This window comes from Streptomyces natalensis ATCC 27448 (genome assembly GCF_000935125.1).
Lineage (GTDB): Bacteria > Actinomycetota > Actinomycetes > Streptomycetales > Streptomycetaceae > Streptomyces > Streptomyces natalensis.
The window spans coordinates 294,145-316,882 of record NZ_JRKI01000034.1; the positions used below are offsets into that span (position 1 = coordinate 294,145).

The 22,738-nt window shown below is 68.5% G+C and carries 19 protein-coding genes and 2 pseudogenes; 15 read left to right on the forward strand and 6 right to left on the reverse strand.

The window, feature by feature from the left end:
* Nucleotides 1-47: 47 nt before the first annotated feature.
* The gene (dapA, locus tag SNA_RS25990; RefSeq protein WP_044366982.1) at nucleotides 48-956 is read left to right on the forward strand and encodes a 4-hydroxy-tetrahydrodipicolinate synthase; all 909 of its coding nucleotides are present in this window, start codon (nucleotides 48-50) and stop codon (nucleotides 954-956) included.
* A gap of 199 nt (nucleotides 957-1,155) precedes the next feature.
* The gene (locus tag SNA_RS25995) at nucleotides 1,156-1,899 is read left to right on the forward strand and encodes a class I SAM-dependent methyltransferase (RefSeq protein WP_030066073.1); all 744 of its coding nucleotides are present in this window, start codon (nucleotides 1,156-1,158) and stop codon (nucleotides 1,897-1,899) included.
* A 64-nt stretch (nucleotides 1,900-1,963) separates the two neighbouring features.
* On the opposite strand, the gene SNA_RS26000 is transcribed toward SNA_RS25995, so the two are convergent.
* Complete coding sequence (locus SNA_RS26000; RefSeq protein WP_030066072.1) at nucleotides 1,964-2,701, reverse strand: AfsR/SARP family transcriptional regulator; 738 nt, start codon at nucleotides 2,699-2,701, stop codon at nucleotides 1,964-1,966.
* 548 nt (nucleotides 2,702-3,249) lie between these two features.
* On the opposite strand from SNA_RS26000, the gene SNA_RS26005 reads away from it, so the two are divergent.
* Nucleotides 3,250-4,680, forward strand: a complete 1,431-nt coding sequence (locus SNA_RS26005) for an alkaline phosphatase family protein (protein ID WP_030066071.1) — start codon at nucleotides 3,250-3,252, stop codon at nucleotides 4,678-4,680.
* Nucleotides 4,681-4,711: 31 nt separating this feature from the next.
* Here SNA_RS26005 and SNA_RS26010 read toward each other — a convergent pair whose 3' ends face one another.
* The gene (locus tag SNA_RS26010; RefSeq protein WP_063894107.1) at nucleotides 4,712-7,114 is read right to left on the reverse strand and encodes a helix-turn-helix domain-containing protein; all 2,403 of its coding nucleotides are present in this window, start codon (nucleotides 7,112-7,114) and stop codon (nucleotides 4,712-4,714) included.
* 163 nt (nucleotides 7,115-7,277) lie between these two features.
* On the opposite strand from SNA_RS26010, the gene SNA_RS26015 reads away from it, so the two are divergent.
* The 3 genes from SNA_RS26015 (at nucleotide 7,278) to SNA_RS26025 (ending at nucleotide 9,936) form a co-directional block, all read left to right on the forward strand.
* Nucleotides 7,278-8,348 carry an AfsR/SARP family transcriptional regulator gene (locus SNA_RS26015; protein WP_030066068.1) on the forward strand — a complete coding sequence of 357 codons (1,071 nt, stop codon included), beginning with the start codon at nucleotides 7,278-7,280 and terminating at the stop codon, nucleotides 8,346-8,348.
* A gap of 38 nt (nucleotides 8,349-8,386) precedes the next feature.
* Entirely contained in the window at nucleotides 8,387-9,040 is a 654-nt protein-coding gene (locus tag SNA_RS26020; protein ID WP_030066067.1) for a DUF6585 family protein, read from the forward strand.
* Nucleotides 9,041-9,159: 119 nt separating this feature from the next.
* Nucleotides 9,160-9,936, forward strand: coding sequence for a PE-PPE domain-containing protein (locus tag SNA_RS26025; protein WP_030066066.1), 777 nt, complete (start codon nucleotides 9,160-9,162; stop codon nucleotides 9,934-9,936).
* Between the two features lie 99 nt (nucleotides 9,937-10,035).
* On the opposite strand, the gene SNA_RS26030 is transcribed toward SNA_RS26025, so the two are convergent.
* Entirely contained in the window at nucleotides 10,036-11,304 is a 1,269-nt protein-coding gene (locus SNA_RS26030) for an erythromycin esterase family protein (RefSeq protein ID WP_044366985.1), read from the reverse strand.
* Nucleotides 11,305-11,362: 58 nt separating this feature from the next.
* Here SNA_RS26030 and SNA_RS26035 point away from each other — a divergent pair, with 58 nt between their 5' ends.
* Both SNA_RS26035 and SNA_RS26040 read left to right on the forward strand, forming a co-directional pair.
* Nucleotides 11,363-12,115, forward strand: coding sequence for a TioE family transcriptional regulator (locus SNA_RS26035; RefSeq protein ID WP_044366986.1), 753 nt, complete (start codon nucleotides 11,363-11,365; stop codon nucleotides 12,113-12,115).
* 103 nt (nucleotides 12,116-12,218) lie between these two features.
* Complete coding sequence (locus SNA_RS26040) at nucleotides 12,219-12,626, forward strand: hypothetical protein (protein WP_030066063.1); 408 nt, start codon at nucleotides 12,219-12,221, stop codon at nucleotides 12,624-12,626.
* 61 nt (nucleotides 12,627-12,687) lie between these two features.
* Here the strand turns inward: SNA_RS26040 and SNA_RS41610 are convergent.
* Together SNA_RS41610 and SNA_RS26045 are read right to left on the reverse strand one after the other, a co-directional pair.
* Nucleotides 12,688-12,816: pseudogene (locus SNA_RS41610) on the reverse strand (imine reductase family protein); the annotation flags it as partial.
* A 99-nt stretch (nucleotides 12,817-12,915) separates the two neighbouring features.
* Nucleotides 12,916-13,377, reverse strand: a pseudogene (locus tag SNA_RS26045) (MFS transporter); the annotation flags it as partial.
* 233 nt (nucleotides 13,378-13,610) lie between these two features.
* On the opposite strand from SNA_RS26045, the gene SNA_RS26050 reads away from it, so the two are divergent.
* From SNA_RS26050 to SNA_RS26080, 7 genes are all read left to right on the forward strand, one after another.
* Nucleotides 13,611-14,429, forward strand: a complete 819-nt coding sequence (locus SNA_RS26050) for a phytanoyl-CoA dioxygenase family protein (RefSeq protein ID WP_030066061.1) — start codon at nucleotides 13,611-13,613, stop codon at nucleotides 14,427-14,429.
* Between the two features lie 24 nt (nucleotides 14,430-14,453).
* A complete protein-coding gene (locus SNA_RS26055; protein ID WP_044366987.1) occupies nucleotides 14,454-16,130 on the forward strand; it encodes a thiamine pyrophosphate-binding protein in 1,677 nt (558 codons plus the stop codon).
* Nucleotides 16,131-16,137: 7 nt separating this feature from the next.
* The gene (locus SNA_RS26060; RefSeq protein ID WP_030066059.1) at nucleotides 16,138-17,361 is read left to right on the forward strand and encodes an MFS transporter; all 1,224 of its coding nucleotides are present in this window, start codon (nucleotides 16,138-16,140) and stop codon (nucleotides 17,359-17,361) included.
* 77 nt (nucleotides 17,362-17,438) lie between these two features.
* A complete protein-coding gene (locus tag SNA_RS26065) occupies nucleotides 17,439-18,452 on the forward strand; it encodes a methyltransferase domain-containing protein (RefSeq protein WP_030066058.1) in 1,014 nt (337 codons plus the stop codon).
* A gap of 179 nt (nucleotides 18,453-18,631) precedes the next feature.
* Nucleotides 18,632-19,576 carry a LysR family transcriptional regulator gene (locus tag SNA_RS26070; protein ID WP_030066057.1) on the forward strand — a complete coding sequence of 315 codons (945 nt, stop codon included), beginning with the start codon at nucleotides 18,632-18,634 and terminating at the stop codon, nucleotides 19,574-19,576.
* Entirely contained in the window at nucleotides 19,573-19,890 is a 318-nt protein-coding gene (locus tag SNA_RS26075; protein ID WP_044366989.1) for a hypothetical protein, read from the forward strand. Before SNA_RS26070 ends, SNA_RS26075 begins: the two co-directional genes overlap by 4 nt.
* A gap of 351 nt (nucleotides 19,891-20,241) precedes the next feature.
* Nucleotides 20,242-20,970: a hypothetical protein gene (locus SNA_RS26080; RefSeq protein ID WP_157880093.1), complete on the forward strand. Its 729-nt coding sequence runs from the start codon at nucleotides 20,242-20,244 to the stop codon at nucleotides 20,968-20,970.
* Nucleotides 20,971-21,052: 82 nt separating this feature from the next.
* Here the strand turns inward: SNA_RS26080 and SNA_RS26085 are convergent, their stop codons facing one another.
* The gene (locus SNA_RS26085; protein ID WP_030066054.1) at nucleotides 21,053-22,723 is read right to left on the reverse strand and encodes a multicopper oxidase family protein; all 1,671 of its coding nucleotides are present in this window, start codon (nucleotides 22,721-22,723) and stop codon (nucleotides 21,053-21,055) included.
* Between the last annotated feature and the right edge of the window lie 15 nt (nucleotides 22,724-22,738).

The window sequence follows — 22,738 nt, forward strand, 5'->3', positions numbered from 1 at the left end:
AAAAAGCATCGGTAGACCGGAGGTATTGCTCGGGGCAGGATCGAACCATGACCGACCAACTGCTCCCCGCTGACCTGCTTTTCGGCTCCAACCTCGTCGCCATGGCGACCCCGATGCAGCCCGACGGCACGATCAGCGAACCAGGGCTCGTCCACCTCGTCGACCACTTGCTGGCCACCGGGTGCGACGGCCTCGTCGTCGGTGGGACCACCGGCGAGTCGCCCACGCTGACCGAAGCCGAGTCGGCCCGGCTCGTCCGCACCGTGGTGGCCCTCTCGCAGAACCGGGCCCGGGTGATCGCCGGTGTCGGCACCTACAACACGGCCGAAAGCGTGCAGCGCGCCCGGGAGGCCGAGGCCGCCGGGGCAGATGCCCTGCTGCTCGTCTGCCCCTACTACTCCAGACCGACTCAGGCCGGCGTGGTGGCCCACTGCGTGGCGGTGGCCGACGCCACCGAACTGCCCGTGATGCTCTACGACGTCCCGGCGCGCACCGGCATCACCATGGAAGCGGCCACACTGATCGAGCTCTCCGGCCACCCCCGGATCCGGGCGGTCAAGGACGCCAAGGGCGATCTGTTCGAGGCGATGTCCGTCATGGATCGCACGTCGCTGGCCTACTACTGCGGCATCGATGAACTCAACCTGCCCTACCTCGCATGCGGCGCCACCGGCCTGGTCAGCGTCGTGGGCAACGTCGCTGCCGACCGCAACGCCGAGCTCATCCGGGCGGTCCGCAGCGGCGACCTCGCCTCGGCCAAGGCGATCCAGGCGTCGCTGCTCCCCTTGACGGACGCCATCATGCGCACCTCGCAAGGCGCCATCATGGCCAAGGCCGCGCTGGCCGAACTCGGAATCATCCCGCATGCGACAGTGCGCCGCCCGCTCCTGGAGCCGCTGCCGTCTCACCTCCAGCGGCTGACGGATGCGCTGGCCACCGTCGCCGCGCCTGCGTGATCGAACCTCTGCCGGGCAGCGGAGCGGGTGTTGGGTGATACGAGGGCCACCCGGCCAACTCTTTGTGTCATCTGCCAGTACGGCGGTCCGGACAGGGCGGAGGAGACTTTCCGCCACGACCGCGACCCGGCGAGCCTCCGAATCCGGAGGCCGTGCCGGCGTGGCCACGTACCGGACGAAGCACACAAGGGGGCAGCACATGAGCGTGCAGCAGTACGACGAGATCGGCGAGGCATTCGAGGGGTTCAAGGCCCTGCCGCTGATACGTTACGGGGAGGTGCCGAGCTTCCTGGGCATGGTCGGGGAGGTGAGCGGCAAGTCGGTTCTCGACCTGGCGTGCGGCACCGGTTTCTACAGCAGGGAGTTCAAGCGGCGCGGCGCCACGGACGTCTTCGGCGTCGACATCTCCGTCGAGATGATCGCCGCCGCGGAGGAGTTCGAGAAGCGTGACCCGCTGGGCGTGCGCTACGAGGTCGGCGACGTGGCCGAACTGCGCCCGCTCGACCGGCGCTTCGACATCGCGCTGGGCGTTCAGTGTCTCAACTACACCGAAAACATGGCACAGATGAAGCGGATGTGCCGCAACATCCACCAAAGCCTGGTGCCGGGCGGCGAGTTCTTCGTATTCGCCCAGAAGCCGGACTACCGGTTCGACAACCCGTCCCTGCACAAGTACGGCTTCCTCTGCGAGCCGACCGGCGAGGAGATCGAGACCGGTCCGCTGGGGCGGGTCACGGCGCTCCTCGACCCACAGCCGATCAGCATCGTCAGCACGGTCCCGCGCCGCGAGGTCTACGAGGAGTGTCTGCGGGCGGCCGGATTCGGTGCGGTGGAGTGGGTCCCGCTGGAGGTCTCCGAGGCCGGCATCCGCGACTTCGGCGAGGACTTCTGGGCGGACCTCCTCGCGAATCCGCCACTGGAGATGCTGCGCTGCCGTGCCTGACCGGTTGACCGGCCGGGCCCCGGGGCCCGGAGCGGCGCATACGGTTCCGCCCTGCGGAGGTCCGTCAACGGCGTACCGTGACGGCGCTCAAGCCGGGTACCAGGCTGCGCAGCTGTGTGGTCGGGGACAGGCCCAGTTCGGCGTGGAGTCGGTGGGCGTAGCGTTCGAAGTCCCGCATTGCCTCTGAGGGGTTGCCTTCGGCCAGGTGCGCTCGGATCAGGCAGGACTGGCTGCTTTCGCGCAGGGCGTCGGCGCGGATCGCGGCGTGGGCGGCGGTCACCGCATCGGCGTACCTGCCGGCCGCCGTGAAGGCTTCCGCGAGTCTCTCCAGGGCGTGGATGCGCAGTTGCCGCCAGTCCTCCGCCTGCAATATGGCCCAGTCGTCGTACCAGCCGGGCAGCAGGTCCAGCGAGAGCTCCTCGACTGCGTCGGGCGACACCTGCCAGGTCCCCTCCCCCGGGCGCTGGAGTATCCGGTGGGCCAACTGCTTGCCCTGGTGGAGGTCGACGCTCACGTTGCGGGCCAGCCGGACCTCGCCCGGGCCTACGTCGAGTGCCGACCTGCCTACGCAGTGCAGGCGGGACAGGGCGGACCGGAGGCTGGCGTGGGCGCGGTGCTCCGGAGCGTCCGGCCACAGTGTTCCGGCTATCAGACCCCGGGGTACGGCTGCCCGGCAGCACAGCGCGACGAAAGCCAGCAGCCGTTCCGAGCCGGACGGGAGCTGCACCGGCCGGCCGTCGACCAGCAGGTCGAAGCCGCCCAGCACGACGAGATGCGCCGCCTCGGCCTCTGCACCGGCCACACCACACGTATCGTCCGGCCAGGTCACGGCAGGACGCCAGCCGTCCCCCGCGGCCGTTGCCGCCGGGGCCGCGCCGCGACCGACCCTGTTCTGTATCGCCATCGCCGCAACCGAACCCCTCGGCTGTGCACGTCTCTATGTCTTCATTTTGCGGCGCCGGGCGCGAGCTGTCGAAATATGCCCTGGGCAGCGGCGCTCACCCCGCTGCAATGCTGTGACCAGCTGATTCATGGTCGATGGTCCGTGATCCGGTCGATGGTCCGTGATCCGGTCGATGGTCCGTGATCCGTGGTCCGTGATCCGTGGTCCGTGAGGCGCAGGGGATCGGGCCGCCGATCGAGCCGCTGTTGCGGCTCGTGGCATATGCCGTCGCACCGCCGTCACGCCGCCGTCACGCCCGCCGACCAGAGTGAAGGGAGAGGTCTGCGGCCGTTGCGCACGGTTGGAGGAGAGATGTCACGTATCAGAATCCAAGTGCCTGATGAGAGCACCGTCCTGAAGTTCGGCGACGTCGCGGCCGTGGTGGTGCCGGGCCGGGGGAGGTCGTGATGACCCACGGAAACCGACTCTCGGCCATGGAGCACCTCGTGGTGCTGATGCTGGAGAATCGCTCGTTCGACCATCTGCTCGGGTTTCTCTACACCGACCAGAACAACGCCTCGCCCTCGGGGCAGCCCTACGAAGGGCTGACCGGCACGGAGTCCAACCCCGACAAGCAAGGACAGCCCGTCAAGGTCAGCCGGATCCAGCCGACGGATCCTCACGCCTACTTCACCCCCGGCGCGAATCCGGGCGAGGGCTACAAGCCGACCAACGCACAGCTCTTCGGCTCGCTCACGCCGCCGTCACCACCGACGGCGACCATGAACGGCTTCGTCACGAACTTCGCCGACACATTGGTCCAGCGAGCCCAGCAGGCACAGCACAGTGCGCCCGGTCACCGGCCGACCATCATCCCGGGCACCTCCGACGGCGACATCATGCGCTGTCACACCCCCGAAAGTCTGCCCGTCCTGGCCGGCCTGGCCCGCGGCTATGCCGTCTGCGACCACTGGTTCAGCGCGGCACCGACCGAGACGATGCCGAACCGCGCGTTCGCCTGCGCCGCCACCAGCCAGGGACACATGGACGACCACACCCACACCTTCACCTGCCCGAGCATCTTCGGCCTGCTCAGCCGAAACGGTCTCGACTGGAAGGTGTACGGCAACGTCAGTGATCCTCTGACCAGAGGAAACTTCCCCGACATCCACAGCGCCTCCGCCGGCCACTTCGGCGTGTTCACCGACTTCCAGGCCGCTGCCCAGACGGGAGCGCTGCCCGCCTTCACCTTCCTCGAACCCAGCTGGAGCGCCACCGGCAGCAGCGAGCACCCGGTCGACGACATGGCCAAGGGCGAACGGCTCATCCAGCAGGTGTACCGCACCCTGCACGACAGCCCGGCCTGGAAGAAGACGCTGTTGGTCATCACCTACGACGAACACGGCGGGTGTTACGACCATGTTCCTCCCCCGGCCTCGGCCACGCCGCCCGGGGACGGCACCATAGGCGAGTTCGGCTTCGACTTCGGCCGCTTCGGCGTCCGGGTGCCGACCGTGCTGGTCTCCCCGCTGATCGACCAGGGCGTCGTGTTCCGCGCACCCGCCAACGCGACTCCGCTGGATCACACCAGCGTCCTCAAGACCCTCGAAGAACGCTGGTCGCTGCCCTCGCTCACCAAGCGGGACGCCGCCGCCACCGGACTCGGGGACGTCCTCACCCGCACCGCGCCCCGCACCGACGACGTCCTCGCGAACGTGGCCGCACCCGCTGCGGCGGCGGTCAACCCGTCCGCCGGTGAGATCTCCCATCTCCAGCAGATCCACGCCGACCTCGTCGCCCGCCAGCTCGTCCCGGGCACACGCGACCTGTACCGGGCGCTCCCCACCGAGGCCACACCGGAGGCGTACGAGGAATTCATCCGCGCCCACACCGAATGACCCGGCGCCCGCGGGACGGAGTCCACCGCCGTCACGTGGGTGCGCCATGCCCTGGTTCGGCCGGCTGCTCCGGGACGTGGGCGGCTGGCCGGTAGGAGCGGGCCAGGTGGTGTTGGAGGCGGGCGTGGCGGAACTGGTAGACCGCGCCGGCCTGGCGGAGCACGCCCCGCTGGTAGGCGTCCTCAAGGAACGTGACGAGGGACCAGGGCAGTCGGCCGGTCAGCGGCAGCCAGAGGCGGGCGAGGACCGCCCATTGGCCCCAGGCGGTCAGGCTGAGCGCGTAGCCGAGGGCGCCGCCGAGCCCGCTGATGACGCCCAGTTTGAGCGCCGCCCACAGGTTCCAGACGAGTGGGCCCATGATCGCCGGCAGGGGCCGGATCACCGCCCCGGATCCCAGGCCGACCAGGAGTCCGAAGGCGGGGGCCCAGAGGAGGAACTGGACGGCGACCGTGCGGCAGTTCGTGCGCAGCAGGCTGATCGGATTGACGGCGGACCGGATGTCGAGAGGGGCTTCGAAGAGGGCCAGAAGGCCGAAGGCGGGGCCCGCTCCCAGCGCGAACACAAGGCCGTAGATGATGCTGTCGTCGAGGCCGATGGCCAGGATGGTCGGGAGGCTGACGTGGGCGAGGAGGCCGTTGAGCACTCCGCGGGCGAAGCCGTAGCCGAGGCCGAAGACGAGCCCGCACAGCAATCCGATTCCCAGTCGGGCGAGGGCTCTTTGGCCGGATGCCCGGATGCCCTTGCCGGATATGCGCAGGTACCGGCCGGATATCCGCATGCGCACGCCGGACGGCTGCACGGGTGCGTCCCTGGCCACGACCAGGAACCAGTACGCGATCCCGAACATGAGTCCCGAGAGGAGCCCTGCCACCAGACCGTCGGTGACCTGGAAGGCGAAGGCGTCGAAGAGGGTGCCTACGGCGCAGTCGACGAGCCCGACGGCCAGACAGGTCACCAGCGCGGTCACCAGCGTGCGGGTGGCGCGGCGAAGCCCGCAACCGAGCCGCCACCACTCCAGGTTGGGGGTGTCGAGCCGGGTCAGGTGGTGGGCGAGGTAGCCGAGCCAGTACTGGGCGCGTTCCGGGTCGTAGGCGCGACGCGGCCTGTTGCCCGGGCGGTGCTCGGGCCGCGGGCGGTAGACGGCGGCGGTGAAGTTGGCGAGGAGGTGGTCCTCCAGCTCCTCGGCGCTGCCGAATCGCCGGGTGTCCAGGAGCGCGGCCGGGTCGCCGTCGGGGGTGTCGCTGTAGACGGCGCGGGCCAGTGTGACCATCAGCGGCGTGGACAGCACCGCAGCGAGGTGGGCACCGGCCGGACTGTGCGGCCGGTCGCGTAGCTCGCTCAGCACCGGGTCCCAGGCGGTCACTGCGGGGGACCCGCCGCGGGCCTTGCGCGTGGTGCGCGGCAGGTAGTCGGCCAGGTCGCTCAGGGTGAGGTCGGTCAGTTCCACGGCGGCGGCGGAGGTGAGGACGTCGGTCTCCGCCACGGCCGCGGCGTACTCGGCCGGGCGGCTCGTCAGCAGCAGGGAGAGGGTGGTGGCGTTGAGCGCCTCCAGCGCGGGCCGGCGCAGACCGCTTGCGATCTCGTCGAAACCGTCCAGCACGGGGAGCACCCGGCCGGTCTCGACCAGCGTGGCGGCCAGGCTCGACCCGCCGGGTCCCGGGGCGGCAAGTCCGGGGTGATCGCGCGTCAGTTGCGCGGCGAGCCAGTCCCGGAAGGTGAGGGCGGTGGGATCCCATGAGCCGACGCTGAAGATCACCGGTACGGCTTCGGTGCGGGCCCTCGACTTCAGGTGGTCGAGAACGAACCGCACGGCGAGGATCGTCTTCCCGGAGCCGGACCGGCCAAGCACCGCCAGCCGCCTGGACGGGATCCGCCGGTAGACGCCCACGATCTCGTCCAGTCGCCCGCTCAGGTCCAGCGGACCGGGCGTTCCCCCGGCGGGCAGACGGCGGATGTTGGCCCAGTGGTCGGTCAGTTCCTCGGGAACCGGCCGCCAGCGCACCGGCAGCGGATAGGGATCGTGGACCTGCCGCTGCTCCTCCTCGCGCTGCCAGCGGGCGGCCACCGCCTGTGCGAGCTGCTCGGCGACGTCGGCCAGGGTTTCGTCCAACGCCGAGCCCGGCTGCCCCGGTACCGGTTCGACGCGGTCGGCCGCGTCGTCCGGCGGGATTCCGTCCCCCGTCCGCCCGTCCCCGGCCCGTCCCTCCCCGTTCCGGCGGATGGCCGCCGCCAACAGCTCCTCGCGTGCGTCGGGGCTCAGCCCGAGGGCATCGGCCAGCAGCCGCACCGTGGTCACCCTGGGGTCGGCGCGCTCACCCGTCTCCAACCCGCGGATGGTGCGCACCCCCACTCCGGCGCGCTCCGCCAGGGCTTCCTGCGTCATTTGCGCCTGGTGCCGCAGCTGTCGCAACAGCACGTTGAACTCACTGGTCACAGGTCACGACCTTCCCCCGCCATGTCGTCATTTCCCCAGGTGAGGGACTCTAGCGCGGCCACCGGCCGGATACGGCCGGTCGGCTGGCCTGTCCGCCGACCGCTGTCGGGGCCAGCGTCGACGGCATCCGCCAGACCGACCACTCCGGAGCCCAGGAGCCGCGATGCCGACGACCGCAACCACCGGCCAACCGCCCGTCACCACCCTCACGCCCCAGGAGCGCGAGATGCTCTACGCGGTCGGCTGTGGCCTGAGGGACGCCGAGATCGCCGCCGCCCTCGCCCTGCCCGAGGATGCCGTGGCCGGACGCCTCGCGCGGGTCCTCGGCAAACTCGGGCTGCGCGACCGGGCCGCCGCCATCGTCCATGCCTTCGACTGCGGACTGGTCGCCCCGAGCCACGGACCCAGCGCACAGACGGCGAGCCCGGTACCACAGGCCGAAGTCCGCCGGGCGCGCGAACCGCAGTGGCACATCTCCGTACTCGGACCGCTGCAAGCGCGGCGCGACGGACGGCCGGTGGATCTGGGGCACCTCCGTCAGCAAGCCGTCCTGGCGACGCTGGTGCTGTGTCCGGACCGGACGGTCAGCCGGCAGAAGCTGCTCGACGGAGTGTGGGGGCTGGAGCCGCCGATGACGAACGTGGTGCCGGTGTACATCTACCGACTGCGCAGGATCCTGCGCAGGGAGGACGGTCCGGACTCGGTGATCCGCAGTGACCGGTGTGGCTACCGGATGGCTCCCGGCGCGGTCGAGGTGGACGTGGCGTGCATGGAGGAACTGGTCGCCGCGGCAGGGAGGGCCGAGCGGGCCGGTGAACTGGCCGAGGCGGTACGCCTCTGCTCCCAGGCGCTGGACCTGTTCCGCGGGGAACCTCTGTCCGGCCTCCCCGGGCCGTTCACCGAGCTGGAGCGGCTGCGCCTCATCGAGCGCAGGACCGCCCTCGTGCAGCGGAAGCTGGACTGGCAGCTGCGGCTGGGCCGGCACACCGAGGTGGTGGCCGAGCTGTGGGCCCTGGCCGCGGAACAGCCCCTGAACGAAGCCGTCGCCGCGATGCTGATGCGCGCGCTGTACGACAGCAGCCGACAGGCCGACGCGTTGGCCGTGTTCGATCGCACCCGGCGCCGTCTGGCCGACGATCTGGGGGTGCCACCGGGGCAGATGCTCCGGCAGACGCACCAGATGATCCTTCGTGGCCACGACGCGGGCCTCGGCCTCGCCCGTACCCGGCGGTGACCCGTCCGACGCCGCGCTCGCGCGGTGAGGAGCTGCTGTTGGCGAGGATCTCCGCGGCGGCCGGCCGCGAACGCATCGGCAGGCGATGTGCCACCTACGCGGGTGCCGCACGGACGCCCCACGCACCGCCCGCGCCCGTCCGGTGGATCCGGGGCCTGCCGGCCTTCGTCCGGTGCGGCCGGCGTTCCGCGACGAAGAGCGCGGACGCGCGACTGGACCTTTACGAGCACGGGTTGACGGTTGCCGTGAAGGGACGGATCCATGTGGTCCGCTACGACACCACCGCCATGTTCCGGAAGAGCAGTCCCACCGCTCGCACCTACACGCTCACCGACGTCGAAGGGAAACGGGTCGTGCTGCTCGGCAGGCCCGAGGAAAGCGGCGCGGAGGAATGGGGGCCCGAGATCCAGCGGGCCATCACTCATGCCCAACTGCCCCAGGCACTGGCCGCACTCGACAACGGTGCGCGACTGGTGTTCGGGGACATCTGGCTGACCAGGGAACGGGTCGGGGTCGGGGAGGTGTCCGTGCGGTGGCCCCAGGTGCGGCAGATCGACCTCGGGGAGGGGGCCGTCAGGCTCGTCACCGACGGCAAGGGGCGCCGCCTCGTGTCGACGACGTCCCCTGTCCCGAATCTCTTCGTCCTCCGCGCACTCGTCGAACGCCTTCGGACGGACGGCATGCGTGCATGACTGAGGAGCCGATCCTCCGAGCACCCATCGCCATTTCATCGCCATTCCAACCGCGGCGGCTAACGTCACAGCACCGCACAGCAGTTGTGTGCCGGCCGACCATGAGGAGAAACCGAACGATGACCCAGGCCCGCAGGTGGAAGAAGGCGATCGGCGCTGCCGGTGCGACGGCGGCCATGGTGGCCCTGAGCACCGCCGCGCCCGCCGTTGCCCACGCCGATCAGGTACACCACTACTACCTGGAGGTCGGCGGCACGGGCTCGGCGGCGCCCGCGCCCGACTGCACCGGCACCTACGGATTCGCCAACAAGCACCTCAACGGTGGCATACCGGTGCCGGTCTGCTATCCGGCGAGCGCCGGCCCCTGGCTCAACGGCCACAACGCCCCGGACGTCACCGCACCGAGCTTCGACGCCAGCGTGCGCGAGGGGTACCGCAACCTGCTGGCCGCCGCCGAGGACACCTACCACCGCGACCCGGGCGCCCGTTTCACGATCGTCGGCTACTCCCAGGGCGCACAGGTGGCCGACCAGGTGCTGGCGACGATATCCGAGGGCGGTACGGACATACCCCGCTCGCAGGTGAACGGCATGCTGTATTCCGACCCCATGCAGCCCGACACCGGCATCTGGTCCCGGGTTCCGAAGGGTTGGAGCGCCTTGGGCTTCACGTCCACGGGCGCCGGCCGGACGACGTTCGACGGCGTCCCGGTGCAGCGCTTCTGCATCCGCACCGACCTGGCGTGCGACGCCACCTCGCTCCAGTCCATCCCCGGCTTCCTCAACCAGCACCCCAAGTACTGGCAGGACGGCAACGTCATGACGCAGACCATCGGCCACGACGGCGGTGACGGAGTCGTCTGGTACGAGCCCGACGGGCGCGTCAGGACCTCGTAACCGGCGAGCGCGGCGGGCTCGCGGCCGCGGTGCTGCTGCGGGTGGGTGACCATCTGGCGGCGCTGCCGGCGATCGACCTTCGAGCGGTCGGGGTGTGACCTAGCCGCGCTGTCCCGGGACGTCCTTGACGAACACGATGCCGTCGATGCCGTCCAAGTGGGCCGGGTCGAGCGGGGCGTAGCCGAACCAGGGGGACACCCGGGGCGCGGGCCGCGTGTCGCCGAGGGTGGCGGCCAGCCGCGGGGCGTCGAGGACGCATCGGTCCTCCGGGAGCGCGTACAGGAGTCCTTCGAGGGTGTCCGGCGGCGGCGTGTCCACTCCCTGGTGCCGGATCGTGCCAAGTGCCGTGGCGACGAAGGCGTACTCCTCGCCGAGCCGGTCGCTCACCAGCGCACCGGCGCTCCACCACTCCAGCCGCATCCCGCCCATCCGCATCGAGCTCTTCTCCCGCTGGAGATGGGCGTTGTGGGCGTGGACGAGTACCGGGGACCGGTCGGCGAGGGCGAGGAGGTTGTGGGCCATCATCAGATCCCGCTGCGCGCACAGCCGGGTCAGGCGGGCCGGTGAGGTGTCGGCCATCCAGTGGTGGTAGCGCAGCAGGCCGGTCGCGGTGCGCCCGTACAGGCGCGCCCGGTCCCAGTCGTCCTGCGAGGTCGTCGCGCGCAGGTGCGGTGTGTGCATGTCGAGCAGCGCCATCAAGTCATCGGTGAACAGCCGCAGTTGGGCCGCTTCGGCCGACTGCCCCACGGACTGGGCCGGGTCCATCATCACGGCGGGATCGGTCCACCGGTCGTCGGTGCCGAGCAGGCGGTCGAGCGTTTCCCCGGTGCAGGGGAGCAGGTCCGCGTCCACCCGGGCCGCGAGGTAGCCGTGGAGTGCGGTGAGGGCCTGCCGGGGGCTCGCGGCGGCGGCCATCTCCAGCGGGCCGTCGAAGCCGGCGAAGCGGAGCCGCTCGGAGGCGGGCCGGCCGTCGTTGTCGGCACGGGCGTTGTAGGCGCGCATCCAGCGCACCAGCTCGCGGTTGGCCGCGGACGCGCCCCACCCGTGGCTGAATCCGCGCTCCATGACCTCGTCGAGGGTGCCCGTGCCCGAGGTGACGTAGTCGTCCACGACCAGGCCCCTCATGCAGTCGCTCTCGATGGCGATGGTCCGGTATCCCTCCTCCTCGACGAGCTGCCGGAAGAGTTCGTTGCGCAGGTCGAGCAGGGTGTCCTCGCCGTGCTCCGGCTCACCCAGGGCGAGCAGCCGCGGCGGGGCCGGGAGCAGCCTCATGACGGCGGCCGCCTCGACGGCATGGGCGGTGTCGTTGATGTCAGCAGCCTTGATGTCAGCAGTGTTGATGCCAGTAGCACCCGACGTCATCTTCATGCCGTCAACGGTATCGTTGAACCTTCGGTGGAAACTTTTCAGCGATATCGGCAGGCCCATGGGACGAAACCTTCAAAACAGTGAACGGCTCAGGCCGGTCGATCTGGCACGCGGACACGGTCTGTCCACGCAGGCGGTCAGGAACTACGAGGAGGCCGGCATCCTCCCGCCCGCCGGTCGCACACCCCACGGCTACCGCACCTACACGCCGCTGCACGCGGGGGCCCTGCGCGCGTTTCTCGCCCTGGTACCCGGCCACGGGCACCAGACGGCGACGTCGATCATGCGGGCCGTGAACGAGGGCGCGGTCGACGACGCCTTCCGCCTCATCGACGAGAGCCACGCCCAACTCCTCGACGACCGCCGTACCCTCCAGGCCGTGGAGAGCGCCCTGCGCGACCTGGACCCCACTCCGGCGGCGTCCGAACCCGGCGTGGGGTCCGAACCGGCCGCGGCGTCCGACCCCGGCGGCACGTTCATCGGGCCGCTGGCGGGGAAGCTGGGTATCCGGCCCGCGACGCTGCGCAAATGGGAGCGCGCCGGGCTGGTACGCCCGCGCCGCGACCCGCTGACCGGGTACCGCGTCTACGCCGAGGCCGACGTACGGGACGCCCGGCTGACCCACCAGCTCAGGCGGGGCGGCTACCTGCTGGAGCAGATCGCCCCGCTGATCGCCCAGGTAAGGACGGCCGGCGGCCTGGAGCCGCTGGAGGCCGCACTGTGCGAGTGGCGCGGCCGGCTGTCGGCCCGGGGGCGGTCGATGCTGACCGGGGCCGCGGAGTTGGAGGCGTACCTCAGCAAGCGCGGATGAGAGGTGTGTCCTGGCACGGGCTCAATATCGGTGCGATATGCGTCTTTCATAGCTTCCTTCCGTAACGCGTCACAGCACAGCCACGACGAAAGGACGCAACGTCATGCGCAAGCTCATGACCATCGGCGCCGCGAGCGCCGGCGCCGCGCTCATGCTGGCCGTCGGTTCGGGCACCGCCACCGCCGACACCATGTCCAAGCCCTGGAGCGAGAGCGTCAGCGGCGCGAGCGGCTCCGGCACGATCAAGACGGTGTGGGGCAAGGACGGCGGCAAGGTGACGGCGACGGGCAAGCTGAAGGTCACGGCCGCCAAGGGCTGTTACACGATCTCGGTCGGCGAAGGCTTCATAGGCAAGCCGACGGGGCCCCAGGTCTGGAACAAGGCGCCGCAGAAGCAGTGCGGCCCCGGCACGATCGACGTGACCGCCACGCTCCCGCCGAACCAGTTCTGGGACGGGCCTTGGGTCCACATCTGCAAGGACGGCGACGACAGCCGGGCCTGCAAGTCCTGACGTCGACCAGCAGGGTGTGGGGAGGGACTTCGGCGGAGTCCCTCCCCACACCGACGCCTCCTCAGCGACGGCCGAGAACCTCGGCGATCCGGCTGAACCCGTCCGCGCCATGGCCCAGTCCGATGATGCGGCGGGCCATGCCCTCGGCCGCGCGCATCACGCCCGCATCGATGCCATGGGCCTCGGAGGTCCGTCGATCGCCCTCTATGAGCTTCTCCGCGCCGTCGCGCGCTGCCAAGTACCCACAAAAAAGTGGGTACTGCGGCGCGCCCGTCCCGCTCGGCCTTCCCTACGTTCTCCTGCGGGAGATCGTCTTGGCGGCGGCGCCCGGGGCGCTCTGCCGCATGAACGCCCACAGCACGAGCCCGAGGCAGCTGAACGCGGCACCCAGTGCGCATACGGCGCCCCAACCGGCCATCGTGTAGAGGGAGGTTGCGGCGATGGCGCCGGTGGCGCTGCCGATCGAGTAGAAGACCATGTATCCGCCGATCAGCCGGCTCCCCGCGTCCGGGTGCAGCGCGTGGATCAGGGTCTGGTTGGTGACATGGACCGCCTGCACGGCGAGGTCGAGAAGGATCACGCCGACGAACAGGGCCCAGAGCGAGCTGCGGGTGAAGGCCAAGGGCAGCCAGGAGGCGGCGAGCAGGGCCAGGGCGATGCCCGTCGTCCGCCGGGAGAGTCCGCGGTCGTTCAGGCGGCCCGCCACGGTCGCGGCCAGGGCGCCGGCGACACCGATCAGCCCCAGCGCCCCGGTCGGGTGAGCCGAGGCCGATCCACGCCGGCTGACCTGCGCACTTAGGCATCCTCTATCTCTGCCAGAGGATGCCTATTTGATCAAGTGCGCTGTGCCCTGCCAGTCTTGGCCTCGCATGATCACGCCCAGGAGAGTGTGGAAATACCGGCCACACAAAGAGCTGGCTACTCGTGCTACGCGCTACGTGTCCTTTGAATGCGTTCGATCGTGACTCTCAAGGAGAACGGCACATGGTATTCGAGGTCAAGCATTTCGATGAACTGGCCAGGCGAGGGTACTGCATAATCGAGAACTACCTCGACCATGAAACGACGCAAAGCCTGCGGAAGGCATCGCAGGACATCCTCGTTCCGGAGGTGGGCGACACCATGCCGCCCAGCCTGTTCTTGGGTAGTCCGCAGCTGCGTGACGCACTTTTCTCGGCCAAGCTGCGCGAGACGGTCGCCGACCTCAACGACCGGATCGGCCGCGTGCTGCTCTATCCGAACTTCACCGTCCGCAGGGGCCTGGTCGTCGGGTGGCACTTCGACGACCATATGCTGCCGAAGCCCGTCGACGCCCCCGGTCACTTCCCGTCGTTCCTGATGTTCAACGTCTATCTCCAGGACAACGACCCGCTCCTGGGCGGCGGTGTCGACATCGTACCGGCGAGCCACCTGCACACCCGGGAAGAGCGTCAGCAGATGGCCAAGGAGCACGCCTACGCCCCCGAGGACACCGTGCTCGGCAAGGAGGGTGACCTGGTGGTCTTCGATTACCGGGTGGTGCACCGTGGCACGCATCCCCAGGTACCCAACGACGTCGCCCGGCTGGCCCTGCAATGGACCTTCTCCGTCAACGACGACGTCACTCAGGACTATCTGAAATACCAGCGCGACCGGCTCACGAAGAAACTGCACCCCTCGGACTACACCAAGCATCAAGCGAAGAACTTCTTCGCGGACCTCCCCAACATCACCCGCGAGCTGATCGAGGATTCCTGCGGGCGGAACATCTTCACCGATCGCTTCCAATACCGCGCGTTATCCGATATTGCGGAACAGGAATAAAAGTCGATGCCGAATGTGTCACGCGTGATCCTGGACTCACTGTGGGCCGAGGGTGCGTCAGCCTTCTTCATGGTCCCGGGAAAGCAGATCAACGCGTTCATGTCGAACTACCGCGACGGGGAGTACGCCGGCCATCCCCGGATATCCCCGGTGATATCCGCGGCCGAGGGCGGCGCCGCGATGATGGCCGACGGGTACGCCAGGGCCTCGGAGCGGTTCGGCGTCGTGATCGCACTGGACGGTCCGGGCGTCGCGAACACCGTCGGCGGCATCTCCACCGCGTGCGCCGACCGTTCGCCCGTCGTGCTGCTGTCGGGACACGTTCCCACCGGGTTCGACGCCCACGACGCACTCCAGGACGTCACACCGACCGGCCTTGACACCGCCTCCGTGCTGCGTCCCCTGACGAGCACGTCCTTACAGGTGCGCAGCGCGGCCCATCCGATCCGATACTTCGACATCACGCTGCGGAAACTCGTCGAGCAGCCGACGCGGCCCGTCTATCTGTCGTACGCGGCCGACGTCCTGTTCTCGGAAACGTCGGACGCTCCGCTACGGACGAACACGCTCTCAAAGTCTCACCTGATATGTGATCCGGTGGATCTGCAACGGGTGATCGGCACGGTCAACGCGTCGTCCAGCGTCGCCGTCCTGTTGGGCTCGCAGGCCAACAAGAAGGCCGTACGCAGATTGCTCACCCGGTTGTCCGAGGACCACGACATCCTGGTCGGCTCCACGCTGGACGCCAAGGGTGCCTTCACCGAAAGTCATCCGAACAGCGTCGGCGTCTTCGGATACTCCGGTAACCAGCGTGCCCATGACCTCTTCATGCGGAACGGCCCCGAAACGGCACTCCTGATCGGATGTCGCCCTTCACAGTGGAACACCAATGGCTGGGCCGGTGTATCCGGTGCCGAGAACGTCATCGAGGTGACCTCCGAAGTCAAGGACATCGGGAACTTCTCCCCCGGCTCACGGACCCTGCTCTGCGATGAACTGACCTTCCTGGAGCACTGGGAAGCCTCGCTGACCGAAGAGAGCTTCCCCGGAAATGCGGACCTGCGGGAGCGCGTCGAGCAGGTTCGTCTGCACGACGACATCCCGGATGAGGGCGATGCCATGAGCCCGGCGCAGGCAGTGAGATGTCTGAACTCCTGGCTCAAGGACAGGATCTGCGTCGCCGACTCGGGCAACCACCGGTCGTTCGCCACGCATTACTGGACGACGGACATCGACGCCGGTTTCTACTCCACCACCAACATGGGGATGATGGGATGGGCCTTCGGCGCCGCCGTCGGCATCTCCTTCGCCCGCGACGAACCGTGTCTGGTCATCACCGGGGACGGGTGCACCCTGATGCACGGCATGGAGATCCAGACTGCCGTACGGTATCGCCGCAACATCATCTTCGCGATCTTCGACAACTCTTCCTATGGCGCGACGCATATGAACAACATCAAGAACATCCCGGAGTTGAGCGCCCTGCCGAACCACGACTGGGTGAAGTTCGCCGAGTCGATGGGGGCGACCGGTTTCCGGGTGACGTCGATCGGTGAACTGGACACCGTGGTGCAGAAGATCAAGGACATCGACGGGGTCCATGTCCTGCACCTCGTCGTCGATCGCGACGCCCCTACTCCGGCCGGCTCGTACCGGTCCAATCTCAAAGCCTTCGAGGCGTCCAACACCGGGGCAAGGTAGCAAGGGAATGTCTGTCACCCGATTTACCCGACGCGAGGCACGCGTTCTGTTCTTCGCCTTCTTCAGCGTCGTCCTCGGCCTGATGGCAGTGGATTTCTTCAACCCTTCCCTGCCGGCCATCCAGGACGATCTGTCGGTCAGCCAGAGCGCGATGAAGAACCTGATCGTGTTCTACATGATAGTGCTCGGCCTGGCGCAGTTCTTCTACGGCAGTTTGTCCGACACCAGGGGCCGTAAGGTCGCCCTGTTGATCGGACTCGCCGTCGCGGCCGTCGGCCTGTTCGTGGGCTATACCGCCCACAGCGTCACGGTGTTGAACATCTCCCGTGCGCTGACTGCGCTGGGAACCGCGTCGTGCACGGTGATCTCCCGGGCGCTGATCGTCGACACCCTCGACGAGCCCGTCAAGCTGCGCAAGGCGTTCTCCTACTTCTCGATGGCCTGTCAGCTGTCGCCGTCGCTGGCCCCACTGCCGGGCAGTTTCATCGGTGCTCACTTCGGCTGGCGCGTGCAGTTCCTGCTGTTCTCCGTTGCGGTCGTCCTCGGCCTGGTCGTGGTCTTCTTCCTGATGCCCGAGACGCACCCCGAGTTGGAACGTGAACACGGCGGAACGAGCAAGGTCCTGGCGTACACGACCGTGCTGAAGGACATCAATTTTACTTCCTACAGCATCGCCTCCGCACTGATCTTCTCCTTCACGATCGCCTACTACGCGACGGCTCCGTTCGCCTTCCACGCGCTGCACGTCAGCCCGATCGGCAACAGCCTCTTCTACATCCTCTATTCGGCGTCCATCGTCTGCGGATCGTTCTTCAACAGCTGGGTCCGCTGGGGTCCACGGGACACCTATGTCAGAGGTTTGGCCGCCTACCTGCTCGTCTTCATCGTCGCGGCCTTCGCCGACCTCGACGGCAGCCTGCTGCGGATCGGCGTCTTCTCGGTCGCCCTGGGCTTCACGTGCGGAGTGATGGCCCCGCTGACCCTGACGCTCAGCATGACCAAAGTGGAGACCGCTCGCGGCGCCGCGAGCGCGTTGCAGGGAGCCATCAAGATGTTCTTCACCGGTGTGCTGATGGTGGTGTTCGACAGCGTCGACATCGCTGGTTTCACGCCCATCGTCCTGGTCTTCCTCGGCTTCGGCGCGGCACTGCTCGCGCTGTTCGCCCTCACCGCGGCCGCGAACCGGAAAGAAAGAGAAAAGGTCGGCATTCCGGAGAAGCAAACCAGCTGACCTCGGCGTGGTTTCGCAGCGAAGCCTTACCGCACCATCCCCACATCGGTCCTTCATGTGTGCATGATTAAGGAGATATGGTGTCGATTGGTATCGAAGGTATTTCCGTAGCCGGCAGTGACCTCCTTGCTCAACTCGACCAACTGCGCGTCCACTCGCCGAAGATGCACCAGTGCATCGACCGGTCCCGCCTCCATTCCTGGAAGAAAGAGCAGGAAGCCGATGAGGTCATTCGTGACGACTTCGGTTCCGACATCGCCGGCGGCAGGGGCTCCAGCTACGTCCGCGCCCAGCAGCTGAACGTCGACGCTCGGGCCGCGGGGATTCGCCAGCTCATTGAGCTGATGACGCAGGGAAGCGAGGGAACCCAGGCGATCGTCGACCTTCTCGGAGGCGACGGACTGGTGCGGCGGGTCTGTTCCCGCATCGGCCTGTCCGACGTCGAGATCATGACCTGCGACGCGTCACCCCATATGGTGCAGACCGCATGGGCGACAGGTGTCCCGGCGCTGCTCCAGCGAGCCGAACGGCAACTCTTCCGGTCCGGTTCGGTGGACGGAGTCCTCCTCGCCTACGGAACCCACCATATCCCGCCCACGCTACGCCAGTTGGTGGCCGAGGAGTCCTATCGGGTCCTGCGGCCGGGCGGCGCCTTCCTGCTCCATGACTTCCTTTCCGGATCCCCCATGGACACCTGGTTCACGAAGGTGGTCGACCGCCACTCCCACACCGGCCACGACTACGCCCACTTCTCGGAGGACGAGATCGGTCAGTACCTGGCAGAGGTGGGATTCGACTTCAAGATAATGGAGATCGACGACTCGTACACCGCGACGGGAGTCACCCCGGACGAGGCCGAGCAGAACCTCGGCGAATATCTGGTGGACATGTACGGCCTGCGCAAGGTGGTGGAGTCGCTCGGCCCACAACAAGCACACCGCTGGGCGATCGAACAGGCCAAGTCGATCTTCCGCTACCCCGAGCAGCCAGGGATGACGTCCTCTTCCACGGTCGAACGAATCGATGACAGCAGTCTTTGGAGGTGCACCGTTCCACGACGCGCGGTCATCGGAATCGGCTGGAAACCCTGACCACGAGGCAGCTGTCCCACGACATGCCGCGCCCTGGTCCCCGACGAAAGCCGGGGACCAGGGCGCGGAAATCCGCTCAGCCCAGGATGAGCGATGATGGCTTTTCAGGCACCCGCCACACAGACAAGCGATCACACACACAGAGGCTGACCTTGACTCATTCCGGTCTGCTGCGGCGCTTGGAATACTTTCTCGCCGTCGCCGAAGAATTACACCTGGGACGCGCCGCCGAACGTTGCCACGTCACCCAGCCCACCCTCTCCCAGCAGATCAAGGTGCTGGAGAAGGAACTGGACACACGGCTGCTGGAACGCAGCAAAACAGGCATCTCCCTGAGTGCCGCGGGCGAGATCCTCCGCCACGAGGCACCACACCTGCTGGGCCACATCCACTCGATCAGAACGAAGCTCAAGGCCGCCTCCTCGGACGGGCACCGTCTGGTTCGGGTGGCCTTCAGCCGCGCGGGCCACGCCCTGGGGCAACGCGCCATGGTCGCCGAGTTCCGCCGGGAGCACCCGGCCGTGGACGTCACGATCGCCTCCGGCTGGTCCCAGGGCAACGTCCACCTCGTACGCGCCAGAGAGGTCGACTTCGCCTTCGTCCGACCCCCGATCGAAGCCGACGACCTCCAACTCCACATGGTGGGATCCAGTGAGATCGTGATGCTGGCTCCCACCCCGCTCACCCGGTCGACGGGTCCCGCGCCCGCCGAACTTCCCCTCATCATGTGGCCCCGTGACCAGGCCCCCGGCTACTACGACCACCTCCTGCGCATCATCAGCCGTGAGGGCGTCGGCCATGTCGTCCGGGAGGAACCCGACTACGCCAACATCGCCTCGGCGGTGGCCGCCGGCGACGGAATCTCCTTCATGGACCGGGGCATCGCCGAATGGCTCACCCACGGCGAGGACACCCAGGTCCTCCACCTGCGCGCCAGCGCCGCTCACGCCCCACTCGGGGTGATCAGCCGCAGAGACCAGTGCGAAAACCTGGCAACCCGCTTCGTCCATGCCTGCCGTCGAGCCACCGCCGCCGAACTCTCCCCCACCGCCGGCAGGCTTCCCGTCGAGCCTGCACGACCGACGTTCGGCGTGACTGACGATCAAGGAAGTGGCGTCAAGTGACCGATATCGTGGGCAAGTTGGCGGCCGAGGATCATCCGACCGCGCCGAACGGCCGCGACGCGGAGGTCCTGCCGCGAGCGTCGGGCGTAGTCGACGGAGCCGTCAGCGCGGTGAGCAATCAGGACGGCAGTGTCTCCCTGCACATCAGGGTCAGCATGCCCGGCCGCGTCGACAGCGACCTGATCGAGGTGATCCTCCCCCGCGAGCACAAGGAAGCTCTCGCGGAGGCCATCGCCACTCCCCCATCGGCCGCCCGAGCCCCTCACCCTCCGGCGATCCCGTGCACCGTGGGTGTGGGCCAGCCGCATCCGTGAGCCCCGGCCGGGCCGGCCGAGCACGTCCCGCCGCTCTCGGCCGGCCCGGAGCCTCCCAACCGTCCCGCTCCGGACGTTATCCACCCATTGCGGACCACCACATCCGGCAGGCGTCGCACCCGTCCCGCGTGATACGTGTCATAGAAAAATCTCCGAAACCGGAGGCAACTGCCCCGTTTCGGCGAGATCTGCCCCCTCGCTACTGCCCGGCCGCCTCCCGCCTCCCGCAGCAGATCTCTAGGCGCCACGACGGCGCAGCCTTACGATCAGCGCCTGCCGCACCGCGCACCCCCATACCGCGACGGCCTCTCTTCAATTCCTGATGTTGTTTTTGACCCAGAAGAAGGCTTCATGAAGCTTCGTCGTGCCTTGGTGGCGGTCGCCGCGACCACCGTGCTGCCGTTCGCGCTCGCCGCGTGTTCCTCCGGTGACACCGGCAAGAAATCGACGGCCGCGTCCGCACCGTCAGCCAGTCCCGCAGCGGGCGCCCCGAACGCCGGTCTGCTCAACGGCACCCGGCTGAAGGCCCTGCTTCTTCCGGCCGCGGTACTGCCCAAGGGCTACCACGTCGACCCCCACACCTCGCGTAACACGGGTACGGCCTTCCAGCCCCCCGCGTCGAGCAAGGCCGTGGATCTGGCGGGCGCGTGTCCGAAGTTGGAGGCCAGTGCCTGGGTCGAGACCAGCGGGGTCCCCAGCGCCTCCTTCGCCCAAGCCGACTTCATGAACGCCTCCCAGGAGGAGTTCAACGAGGAGATCGACACTTACCGAGGCTCGGACGCCCAGACGGTCATGACGCGCCTGGACAAGGTGCTCACGCACTGCGCGCACTTCAAGGACACCTCCAACGGCACCACCGCGTCCGTGACGATCAAGACCACGAAGGTCCCGAAGGTGGGCGACCAGACGCTCAAGGCCGTGCTCTCCGCACCCGAGTGGGAAGGTGGCACCACCCTGGTGGCGACGCGGGTCGGGAACACCGTGATCACCACCTTCTACAACGTCCAGTCCCATGACATGGGCGCCGCCGGCCTCGGTCTGACGGGGAAGATCGCGGCACAGGTGGCTCACGCGAAATAACCGGGCCCCGGCCGCGGGCGGTACTACGGTGCCGCCCCGCCGGTGGGCGCATGGTGCGTCTCCGGCGGGGCGGCACCGGTGGCTACCTGCGGTAGCCCAGGACCGTCATCATCCCGGACTCGGCGTGGTAGACGTTGTGGCAGTGGATCATCCACAGCCCCGGATTGTCGGCGTCGAAGTCGACGTCGAGCGTCTGGCCGGGCAGCACGATCGCGGTGTCCTTGCGCGGCCCGCCGTCCGGCAGCGCGAAGGTGTGGCCGTGCAGGTGCATGGGGTGCCACATCTGGGTGCGGTTGACGAAGGACAGCCGCACGCGTTCGCCCGAGCGGACCGGATACCGCCGCGCCGGATCGTACTTCTTGCCGTTGATGGCCCAGTCGTAGGCGGCCATGGAACCGGTGAGCCTGAGTGCGATCGTGCGATCGGGCCTGCCGGACTTCAGGCGGACCGATCCGTCGGCCTTCAGCTGCCGGGCTTGCCGCAGCCGTCCGTCCAGCTCCTTGGGGCGTACGGACGGCTTGGGCGCCGCACCGCCACCCGTGCGCAGTACCGCCATCGCCGACCGCTTCTTGCCCTCGGCCAGCGCGGTGAGCGGGAAGGCGCCGTCCTTGACGGTGACCAGGACGTCGTAGCGTTCGCCCATGCCCAGCAGCAGCGCGTCCGTCTCCGCGTGCTCGACGGGGAAGCCGTCGGTGTGGGTGACGGTCATCGTGTGGCCGCCGAGGGCCACGCGGAAGGCGGTGTCGCCACCGGCGTTGATGAAGCGGATGCGGATACGGTCGCCGGGTCGGGCGCGGAAGACCTGCGGATCGTCGGGCGTGCGGCCGTTGACGAGGTAGTACGGGTAGGCCACGTCACCCGCGTCGCCGCCGAGCAGCCTGCTGGTTGCGCCCATCAGCATCCGGGACGGGCCGGAGGGCTTGGCGGAGGGCTTGGCGGAGGGCTTGGCGGAGGGCTTGGCGGAGGGCTTGGAGGACGGGGCCGCCTTGGCGGTCGTCCTGGTGGTCATCGACATGTTGGACATGCCCTGTCCGCCCATGTCCATGTCCATACCACCGGAGTCGCCCATGTCCATGCCGCCCATGCCGTTGCCGAGTTCGGCGAGCACCGCGTCGGGCGTGCTGCCGTCCACGCCGTCGACCCAGTCGTCCAGGACGACGACCCACTCCTTGTCGTACGTCAGCGGCTCCTTGGGGTCCTCGACGATCAGCGGGGCGTACAGCCCGCGGTCCTGCTGTGCGCCGGAGTGCGGGTGGAACCAGTACGTGCCGGGATGAGCGGCGGCGAAGCGGTACTCGTAGGAGGCCCCGGCCTTGATCGGCGTTTGCGTCAGGCCGGGGGTGCCGTCCATGTCGTTGCGCAGGGCCAGGCCGTGCCAGTGGATGGAGGTGGGCTGCGGCAGGTGGTTGGCGAGCGTGAGGGCGAGGGTGTCGCCCGCGGTGACGCGGACCTCCTTGCCCGGCAGGTCGTCGCCGTAGGCCCAGGAGCTGACTGTACGGCCGCCGAGGTCGAGGCGGGCCGGGGTGGCGGTGAGCTTCACCTTCCGGACGGAGCCGCTTACGGATGCCGCGCGCTTCGTCTCCGCGGCGGCGACCTCCTTGCCGTGGGGCGACACGTAGCCTTCGGAGCCGGCCGGCGGCTTGTCACCGTGGCCCGCATGGTCAGTGCCGGAACCCGAGCAGGCGGCGAGCAGTCCGCCGCCGGCGAAGGCGATTCCGGTGCCGAGCACGGCGCGGCGAGTGGGTGTGCGCATGATGGGGTGCACCTC